Annotated in this window: 5 protein-coding genes and 1 pseudogene; 5 read left to right on the top strand and 1 reads right to left on the bottom strand. The window is 60.1% G+C overall.

Features of this window, described 5'->3' with window-relative positions:
* The 4 genes and pseudogenes from Mspo_RS17170 to Mspo_RS17155 form a co-directional block, all read left to right on the top strand.
* Window positions 1–545: pseudogene (locus Mspo_RS17170) on the top strand (hypothetical protein); the annotation flags it as partial.
* A gap of 69 nt (window positions 546–614) precedes the next feature.
* Window positions 615–1,157: a hypothetical protein gene (locus Mspo_RS17165; protein ID WP_159731883.1), complete on the top strand. Its 543-nt coding sequence runs from the start codon at window positions 615–617 to the stop codon at window positions 1,155–1,157.
* A 60-nt stretch (window positions 1,158–1,217) separates the two neighbouring features.
* Window positions 1,218–1,538 carry a hypothetical protein gene (locus tag Mspo_RS17160; protein WP_159731881.1) on the top strand — a complete coding sequence of 107 codons (321 nt, stop codon included), beginning with the start codon at window positions 1,218–1,220 and terminating at the stop codon, window positions 1,536–1,538.
* A 249-nt stretch (window positions 1,539–1,787) separates the two neighbouring features.
* Entirely contained in the window at window positions 1,788–2,324 is a 537-nt protein-coding gene (locus Mspo_RS17155) for a hypothetical protein (protein ID WP_159731879.1), read from the top strand.
* Window positions 2,325–2,963: 639 nt separating this feature from the next.
* On the opposite strand, the gene Mspo_RS17150 is transcribed toward Mspo_RS17155, so the two are convergent.
* Complete coding sequence (locus Mspo_RS17150) at window positions 2,964–3,281, bottom strand: hypothetical protein (protein ID WP_159731877.1); 318 nt, start codon at window positions 3,279–3,281, stop codon at window positions 2,964–2,966.
* Between the two features lie 381 nt (window positions 3,282–3,662).
* On the opposite strand from Mspo_RS17150, the gene Mspo_RS17145 reads away from it, so the two are divergent.
* Window positions 3,663–10,196 (top strand): S8 family serine peptidase, encoded by a 6,534-nt coding sequence (locus Mspo_RS17145; protein WP_159731875.1) that lies wholly within the window; start codon window positions 3,663–3,665, stop codon window positions 10,194–10,196.
* Window positions 10,197–10,200 lie beyond the last annotated feature (4 nt).

The following is a 10,200-nucleotide window of genomic DNA, read 5'->3' as shown; positions in this document are numbered from 1 at the left end:
TCTACACGAAGAGCGACGGCGCGCAGGGCGAGGTCGCGGCGGTGGATTTCCAGACCGATGCGGCGGGGGCCATCACTGTCACGGCGAATGGCGGCGTGATCGTCAATTCGCTGAGCGAGGGCGGGCCGACGGTCGCCTCGACCTTCGTGTCGCAGAATGCGACCGCGCACAGCTATTTCGTCTCGGGCGGCCATTTGACCGACCAGACGACGGGAGCGTCGATCTCGAACTCGATCCGCGCCGTGCTGAGCTCGAACCAGAACGACGTCATCACCGTCGACGCCAATGACACGGGGACCTATTGGCTCGGCGGCGGAACCGGCGCGGACACGCTCTATGGCGGCGGGGGGACCAATGTGTTCCTCGTCAACGCCGATACGATCGTGCATGGCGGAACCGGGGCGCGGCGGAGGCGGAGAGGCAGAAAAATTGAAAAATATTCTTCGGGTTTTGGCCTTGTCGATCGTCTTATAAAGGAGACCAAGGTTTCTTCGGAGCGATTCGGCATCGAGAGCAGACGGATCCGCTGTTGCGACTTGCGCTGAAGAGATACGGATGAAGCCTCGCCGAACGTTTCGGGCGACCTCTAGCGATAAGACCAGAATGGCGGCCTGATGAAGAATCCCTTGCCTCAATTGATGCTTGAGCTCGCATATTGGCTCCCGCTGGTCGTCCTTGTCCTAGTATCGCTGGCGATGGTCGCCCTCAAGCGGATTCCGTCGCTGCCTTCCTGGGCAGAGCGCATCAGAACCCGCCCTTTTTATATGATTTCATTTCCCATCGTCACGTTGATCGTGGGAGTAGAACTACTTTTATTCATCGTTCGTACGTTCCGCATGTGGTTCTATTACGTGAGCCCATCTGACTGGTTTATATTCGGTGTGGGCTCATTGGTCCGGTTGTCTCTTATTTGGCCGCGCGAGACTTTTATCGCGCTGGCGTCAGGATGCGCGGTTTGCGTCGCCTTAGTTACGAGCTTCTCCGCCGTGAGGCACGAGCTTTCGTATGAGGATCGTGAGGACCTTGTTGCGAACAAAGCGAATGATCAGCTCAAGGGACTGACTCTCGCGATCGCGTTTATCTGGACATGGCTGAGTCTACGATATGTCATCATCCACCTTGAAACCGCGCGATTCATGACTCTGAGAATAATTTGAACGGCATCGCATGCAGAAAGCATCGCCGAGAAGATAGCTTACGCTTGATGGAGCGGAAAAATGACAGATATTGTGGCCTTTTTTGGGATTGCAGTAAGGGCTGCCGATCGGAATGGAAATCCGATCTTCGTAAATGGTCAACAGCTTCTGATTCCGGAAGCGTTCGGTCTGCAGTCGCAGATCAATGCGGCCCACTACCAGTCAACCTTCAAGGATAGCGGCTTATCTTGGTTTTCTCTCCATTACGCCCAGGGCGCCAGCGGCGATCCCCAGCGGCAAGGAGGTTACTCGGGGGGATTTGATCCGAGATTTACCGACGCTGGCAACTATGCATGTCTCAGCACGGGATCAGAACGACGTCATTTCCGTCGCGGCGAATGACACCGGGACGTATTGGCTCGGCGGCGGCGCGGGCGCCGACGTGACCGGCGGCGGGATCAATGTGTTCCTCGTAAACACCGATACCGTCGTCCATGGCGGAACCGGGGCGCGGCGGAGGCGGAGATGCAGAAAATTTGGAAAACATTTTTCGGGTTTGAGCATTGCCAATCGCCCACTGAATAAGAGTTCAGTTTTTTCGGTCCACTTTGGATCGGATAGCGCTCTCTAACGTATACGGAACGGTGGCTAATGAAGCCTTTGCCCCAATTAGTACTCGAATTGGCGTATTGGCTCCCGCTGGTCGCCCTCGTCCTGATATCGCTGGCAATGGTTGCCATCGAGCGGATCCCATCGCCGCCGCCTTGGGCAGAGCGCATTCGGACACGCCCTTTTTATATGATTTCATTTCCCATCGTTACCTTGATCGTGGGAGTAGAACTATTTTTATCCATCGTTCGCATCTCTTGCGCATGGTTCAATCACGTGAGCCCGTCCGACTGGTTCCAATTCACCGTGGCTTCGCTGGTCGGCGTCCCGCTCATTTGGCCGCACGAGACCTTTGTCGTTCTGTTGTCGGGATGCGCGGTTTGCGTCGCCTTGGTTAAGAGCTTCTCTGCCCTGAGACAGGAGTTTTCGTACGGGGATCGTGAAGACCTTGCTGCCACCAAAGGGAGCGATTTCAAGGGAGTCACTCTCGTGATAGCTTTTGTCTGGACATGGCTGAGCTTACGATATTTCATCATCCACTTTGAAACCGGGCAATTCATGATCCTAAGGATAATTTGAACGGCATCGCATGCAGTAAGCATCGCCGAGCAGATAGCTTGCGCTTGATGGAGCGGAAAAATGACAGATATTGTGGCCTTTTTTGGGAATGCAGTTGGGGCGGTCGATCGGAATGGAAATCCGATCTTCGTAAATGGTCAACGACTTCTGATTCCGGAAACATTCAGTCTGCAGTCACAGATCAATGCGGCCCACTACCAGGCAACCTTCGTGGGTAATGGTTCGTCCTGGTTTTTTGCCCATTACGCACAGGGCGCCAGCGGCGATCCCCAGCGGCAAGGAGGCCACTCGGGGGGATTTGATCCGAGGTTTACCGATGCCGGCAATTATGCATTCGGTCTCAGCGCGGCGGCTGCAGGCTATAGTTTAGAATATGCGCTCGAAAGAGCGGCAGGCTTCAATGTTGTCGGATCTGGCAAATCTCTGCCGGCCGCGAATGCGAACGCCATCACACAGGGTTTCAATGATTTTGTCGGCCGCCGTTTTGAAGCGCCGAATGATGACGACGGCGCGAAATATGTCGCCTCTGTCTCCGCTTCTGATGACATAGCGGCATATCAGACGTATGGCGGCTTCGCCAATTCGATGGTTGAGCGGACCGCGAAGTGGATCGGGCAATTTCTGCAGCCGGGCGTCGCCTTATCGGACGCCCAACAATATGCGTTGACGAAATGGGGCGACCTGAATTCGCAAGCCGCAAAAGACTTCGTGGCCAATTTTCAGCAGGCTTTCGGCAGCTATCCGCGGCACGTCGACATTAGTCAGTTGCAACCGCTGCCGACGGGCGGAAGCATTCCCGCCGGCAAGGATGTTATCCTGTTTGTCGGGCTGGATGGCGAGGTTCTCGTCTATGCGCGTCCGCCGGCAAGCGGCGGCGCGGGCGAGCTTCGCGGCATTTTTGGGCTGGGCGGCGGCAGTGGAACTGGATTGAGCTTCTTCAATGACGGCACACCGCAACCTATTTCAGTCCAGCCACATCTTGTGACGCCGAGTGATCCCACAGGAGGGATCGACGCCACATTGGCGGACGGCACCAAACAACACTGGTGGTATGACACGATCGACGGCTTTATTCGGGCCACTGTCGACCAGACCCTAACGTCTCCGACGGTCAACGGAGTGAAGCGCACCGAGAATTCGGTTACTTTTCCGACGGGCGACGGCGATGCAGGCATCTCCGTCGGCGTGGATGTGACCTACAGCAACGGCGCGACCGCCAGTTTCGATAATTCCAGTGATTACGAGCTTTATCAAACATTACAGAGTCAAGGCGCTGTAACGCCGCCTGCGGGCGGAGCGCAAATTGGCGATGCTCGATTACACGCGATCGTTCAATCTTTGGCCAGTCAACCTGTCGGCTCGCTCGACGACTCCCTCCTCGACGTATCGGTACGGGCGCTGGGCGGCCTGACGCAGCCGACCTTCTCCGACGGCGGCGGCTTTGGCAGCGTGCTCAACAATCAGATCGCCGGCTCAGCCGGTTCGATCGTGTCCATGCCCTGGCAGGCGGTCTCCGACGATGCCGCCGCTACCTGGGCGACCGAGATCGGCAGCGGCCAATATCAGCCCGGCTGGGCGCGCCTGCTCGATCCCACCAGCGATCTCACCGCCCAGACCGGCCTGTTGAATGTCCTCGATCCCAATCAGGCGGTGATCGACGCGCTCGCGGTGACCTCCATCGCCAGGAACGGCCTCACGGTCGAGAATGTCGATCCGCTGCTCATCGATCTCGCCGGCGCCGGGATCGGCGTCTCCAATTGGATCGGCAACACCGTCTATTTCGACACGGGCGTGAAGACCGACGGCAGCGGCGCGCCGGACGGATTGCTGCATCACACGAGCTGGGCGAAGCCGGGAACCGGCATCGTCGCGCTCGATCTCAATGGCAATGGCAAGATCGACGACATCACCGAGACGCTGTCGCAATTCTTCCGTGGCGGGGCGACGCCGGGCCAATACGCTGACGGGCTCGCGGCGCTGGCCGCGTTGGCGCAGTCCGGCGCGACGGCGTTCAGCGCGGCGACGTCGCGGATCGATCCGGCGACGGGGCGCAGCTATTGGAGCGAGCTCGCCGTCTGGAACGACGCCAATCAGAATGGCGTCACCGATGCGGGCGAATTGCGGACGCTGGCGCAGCTCGGCGTCGCCTCGATCGGCCTCGTCGGCAGCGGCAATCTCGGCGAGACGATCAACGGCAGCCCGGTCACCAATCGTACGGTCTACACGAAGAGCGACGGCGCGCAGGGCGAGGTCGCGGCGGTGGATTTCCAGACCGATGCGGCGGGGGCCATCACTGTCACGGCGAATGGCGGCGTGATCGTCAATTCGCTGAGCGAGGGCGGGCCGACGGTCGCCTCGACCTTCGTGTCGCAGAATGCGACCGCGCACAGCTATTTCGTCTCGGGCGGCCATTTGACCGACCAGACGACGGGAGCGTCGATCTCGAACTCGATCCGCGCCGTGCTGAGCTCGAACCAGAACGACGTCATCACCGTCGACGCCAATGACACGGGGACCTATTGGCTCGGCGGCGGAACCGGCGCGGACACGCTCTATGGCGGCGGGGGGACCAATGTGTTCCTCGTCAACGCCGATACGATCGTGCATGGCGGAACCGGGGCGCACAGCTTCAATATCGCCAAGGTGATCGGCGCGCAGGGCCGCACGATCGACATGGCGGCTACCCATCTCCAGGAGGTGGTCGGCGGCGTAGGCGGCGACGTGATCAATGCGTCTGGGACGACGTGGAATGTGTTCATCCAGGGCGGCGAAGGAAACAATATCATCATCGGCGGCGCGGCGACAGCAGCGATTGCGGGCGGCAAGGGCGACGATCTGATCGAGCTGGGCCCGGGCGGCGGCGTTGTCCATGCGGGGCTCGGCAATGACGTGATCTACGGCGGCTCCGGCTCCAGCGCGATGACGCAACCCAACTACGTCAATGCGGGCGGAACGTCCAACGCGGCTTTCGTCGAGCGGCTCTACAATGGCGGGCTCGGCCGCGAGGCCGATCTCGGCGGCTATCTGAGTTACAAGAATGCGCTCGACAATGGCCAGGTCACCCGCGTCGGGGCTGCGTCCTCGATCGTCACGAGCGCCGAATGGCAGGCGCATTATGGGACGCAAACGAATTCGCAATTCGTCACCAGCATCTTCACCAATCTCGTCGGCCGCGCGCCGTCTTCGAGCGAGCTGAACGACTTCGTGCAGGCGCTGAATGGCGGCCAGACGACACGCGGCGCCGCGCTCGAGGCTGTGGCGGACAATGCTCAGTCGCTGAGCTATTGGGGCGCGCTGCATCCGGGCGCGAGCGACGTCATCTATGCCGGACCCGGCAATAGCGTCGTCACGCTCGGCACGAATAATTCAGAAGTCTATGTGGGCTCTGGCACGCTGACGGTCATCGGCAATCCGAACGGCTTCTCCGTCGTCGGCTTCCACGGCAGCTACGCCGACTATACGCTTGCCCATAATGCCGACGGCACGATCACCGTCACCAATAAGAATAGTATGGATGGCGACGGCTCCGTCACGATGAAGGACGTCACCGCGCTCGATTTCAAGGACATCAGCCAAGTCACCATCGCTGGCGCGGCGGGGATGCCGGCCAATGATTATCTCTACACGACTGATCCAACAAAGGTTCAGACCGACGGCGCAGGCCGTTATGTCATCACAGCCTCGACCCTGCTCGCCAACGACATCGACTATGCCGGCAAAACTTTGTCCATCCGTGAGCTGCTGGACAACAATGGAAACGCCATAGCGCGCGGCAACTCGGGTCAGGTGAATGGCGGTTCAGTTGCGCTGAGCGCGGATGGCTCGACGATCACTTTCACGCCGAGGTCTGGCTATGGCGGCGTTCCGAGCTTTCGCTATCACGTCCAGGACAGTTCCGGGAACCACGGCGCGACCGTGCAGGCAATCGGCGGGACCAACACCGCCGAGATGACCGCCACGGTCTATCTCAATACGCCGGACTTGCCGACGGACTCGCTGTTCGACAGCGAATGGTTCCTGAGTTCCGCCGACGTCATTCCGGTGTGGAAGGACTATACTGGCGCCGGCGTCCAGATTGCGGTGTTCGATCCCACCGGCAACGTCGATTTTTCGAACCCCGATCTCGCCGCCAATTCCGGCGTCTCGAAGCGCATCGACGGCTCTCCTGGCGTCGAGCGGATCGGCACGCATGCGACTCTTGTCGCCGGCGTGATCGGCGCGGCTCGCAACGGCGCCGGAGCGGTCGGCGTCGCCTATGACGCGACGATCAGCAGCGAAGCGCTGCCGCAGGATCCGACCACCAATCTGAACAATCTCTTGGACTGGTCCCATTTCGACGTCGTCAACAACAGTTGGAACTTCAGCCCGCCATTCATCGACAACTTTTTCCACAATCCCGATTATTACCAGACATACGTCAATGCGGTCGCCAATGGCCGCGGCGGGCTCGGAACGGTTCTCGTTTTCGCCGGTGGCAACGACCGAGCGGGCGGCCGAACGACCCAGGATCTGAACGAGACGAATTCTTTGTTTGGAATTACCGTCGGCGGCATCAATGCGACGACCGATCTCGGCTCGCTCGTCCTTTCCGGGCAGCCCTTCAGTGAACCTGGCAGCTCGATTCTCGTATCGGCGCCGGCAAACAACATCCCGTCCACCGGCGTCACTTATGTCAACGAATTCGGCCAGCAATTCGGTTCCGACTATGTGACCGCGCAAGGAACGTCGTTCGCCACCCCCATCGTCACGGGCGTGGTGGCGCTGATGCTGCAAGCCAATCCGAACCTCGGCTACCGGGACGTTCAGCAAATTCTCGCCTATTCTGCGAAAAAAGTGAACGATCCCACGCCCACGTCGACCGACCCCTACAACGTATGGACAACGAACAGGGCGGGCAATTGGAACGGCCGCGGCTTGCATTACAGCCTGGATTACGGGTTCGGCGAAGTGGACGCGCGCGCCGCCGTGCGGCTCGCTGAGACATGGCAGAACCAAGAGACCTTCGCCAATTTGGCGCAGTCGCCGACCCAAACTCCCACTGTCGAGCAACTGGCGGTTTCGGTCACGCCGAACTTCGTCAACGACAACGGCATTATCGGTTTCGGGTCCTACACCTATCAATACGGATATTTCTCGGTCGCGCCCGGCGTAACGGGAATGACCCTCGAGCATGTGGCAGTGACGGTCGATCTCGACCTCACGAATGTGCCGCTCGCAAACACGGAGATCGTGCTGGGCCGTTTGGCGACCAGCACGCCCTATAGTCTTTGGGGGCATGTCTCCGACCCGGTCTATTATCTGTCGGACCAATCCGTGATCCTTTACGGGGAGAGCGCCGCCCCTGGCGACGTCATCACGGAAGCCGATGGTCACCAGCATCTCGTTTTCAACTATGACACTGTGCAATATATGGGAGAGAATAGCGCCGCGCCTTTAGGCTGGGCGCTGGCCTTGGTCGATACATCGACGGGACAACCTTTCGTCTATTCGCCGCCGAACTGGAACGTCAAATTCTACGGCGCGCCGACGTCTCAGCCTGAGCAATGGATATTCACCGACGAATACGCGGGCGGCGCGAGCATCACGCCGGTCACGTCGAGCGACAGCTTCAATGCCGCCGCCGCGACCGGCAACAGCGTCATCGATTTGCGCGCGGGAACGTCGGCTTCTTTAGTCAATGGAATATCCGTCACGGTGAACGGCAATCTCGGCAAGGGTTTCGGCGGCGACGGCAATGACACGCTGTATGGCAACTCGACCGGCAATCTGCTCGACGGCGGCCGTGGCGATGATGCGCTGCTCGGCGGCGCAGGCAACGACATATTCCGCGGCGGTCGGGGCGCTGACACGCTGACCGGCGGCGGCGGCAACGACACCTATGAGTTCGACGCCAACGATGGCCGGGACGCGATCGTCAATGGCGCAACGGGCAACGCCGGTCCGAGCGGCCGGCTCGCACTCGGCGCCGGCCTCGATCTCACGCGTATTTGGTTCTCGCGGTCGGGCGACGATCTCCTCCTTCGAGCTGTCAGCGCGACGGATGCCGTGACGATCCGCAGCTGGTTCGCGAACGACTACTCGAAGCTCGAGTCCGTAGGCGACGCCGCCGGCCGGACGATCGGCGTCGAGAAGATCGGCCTGTTCGTGCGTGCGATGGACGCCTATCTGGCCGCCAATCCCGGGTTCGACCCCTCGGCGACAGGCGCGTCGAACCCGCTCAGAGCGGTGCTGTGGGACAGCGCCTTCCTCGGCAATAGTTCGGCGAGCGCCGTCGATGTTCGAAGCGTTTCGAATGGGCCGGTCTCTGTCCCGGACAATTCGCATACGATCGTCATCGGCTCCGGCGATACGGTCAATATCGGCGCTGCGATCAATGTCGGCGTCATCGGATCTGGCGATATGGTGACTGCATCGGGGGCTGGCGACAATGTGTGGATCGGCGGCAACGGTCAGAACCCATCCGCCGCGGACTCGAACCACGTGAAACTTTCGCAAGGGACGGTGACTGTCAGCGACAACTCGCGCGTCGACATCGAGGGCAATCAGGTCACGGAATATATCGGGTCCAATGTCACGACCGGCATCTACGGAGCCAGCAATGTCGTGCACGTCGCCGGCGTCGGCGACGAAGTATGGATCGGCGGGAACAGCCACGCCTCCGCCGGTCAAAGCTACGTGTATTTTTCGCAAGGCGGGAAGGTCGTCGTCGAAAATGGCTCGCATGCGGACGCGTTCGGCGACGGGGTGGTCGCGCAGCTCGGATCGAACGTCTGGGCGGGCATTCTCGGCAATGGCGACGTGGTGACCGCGACGGGCGACAACGATATTTTGTGGATCCAATCGAACACCAGCGCCACTGTGGTCGGCCGCGGCGACACGGTGAACGCCCTCTGCGCTGGTGACACGGTGCGGATCGGCGGCAACGGCCGGCAGTCTTCCGACGCCGACAAGGATTACGTCTATTTCTCGCAAGGCGGGACGGTGACGGTAAGCGACAATTCGCATGTCGATATATTCGGCCACCATATCACCGGGTCGGTCGGAGCCGATGTCTGGGCCGGGTTTATCGGCGGCGGAGACACGGTGAATGTCTCGGGCGCGAATGATACGGTGTGGATCGGCGGCAACGGCCAGCAGGCCTCCGGCGCCGACAAGGACTATGTCCATTTCTCGCAAGGCGGAACGGCCGTCGTTCTCAACGATTCGCACGTGGATATATTCGGCGACAGAGTTACGGCGCAGGTCGGATCGAACGACTGGACAGGGGTTTTCGGTCGTGGCGAGACGGTGACTGTGTCCGGTTCCGGCGACACGATATGGATCGGAGGCAATGGCCAGAACGCCTCCGCCGCGGACCTGAATCATGTCAATTTTTCTCAGAGCGGGACATTGGTCGCGCTCGACAATTCACGCGTCGATGTCGTCGGTAACAATGTCACCGAAACAATCGGCTCGAATGTCTCGACAGGCGTGTATGGCGTCGGAAACACGGTGAGTGTTTCCGGCCCCAATGACGCGATATGGATCGCTGGCGACGCCGATGTGAATCTCGCCCAGGGCGGGCGGCTTACAGTCTATGACGATTCGCATGTCGATATCGTCGGCGGCAATGTAAACGCCTGGGTCGGCTCCAATGTCCTGATCGGACTCCATGGCGGCGGCTCCGGCTTCGGACAGGATGTCGTCGACGGCTTCAATTCCACCGACACGATGCAGTTCGGTCACTCGGTTTTCGCCGATTGGACGCATCTGCTCGGAGCCGCGCGCCAGTCGGGCGCCGATACGATCATCGCGATCAGCGCCACCGACTCGGTCACTCTGAAGAATGTCGCGATGTCGAGCCTTACTCAGAACCAGTTCCAATTCGTGTAACGCG

It is taken from the genome of Methylosinus sp. Ce-a6 (assembly GCF_009811655.1).
GTDB lineage: Bacteria > Pseudomonadota > Alphaproteobacteria > Rhizobiales > Beijerinckiaceae > Methylosinus.
This window is presented reverse-complemented; position numbering and strand designations above follow the sequence as displayed.

Bases quoted from the DNA above. Each gene is read 5' to 3' on its own strand.
- Mspo_RS17165 (WP_159731883.1), top strand. From the start codon at position 615: ATGAAGAATCCCTTGCCTCAATTGATGCTTGAGCTCGCATATTGGCTC.
- Mspo_RS17160 (WP_159731881.1), top strand. From the start codon at position 1,218: ATGACAGATATTGTGGCCTTTTTTGGGATTGCAGTAAGGGCTGCCGAT.
- Mspo_RS17155 (WP_159731879.1), top strand. From the start codon at position 1,788: ATGAAGCCTTTGCCCCAATTAGTACTCGAATTGGCGTATTGGCTCCCG.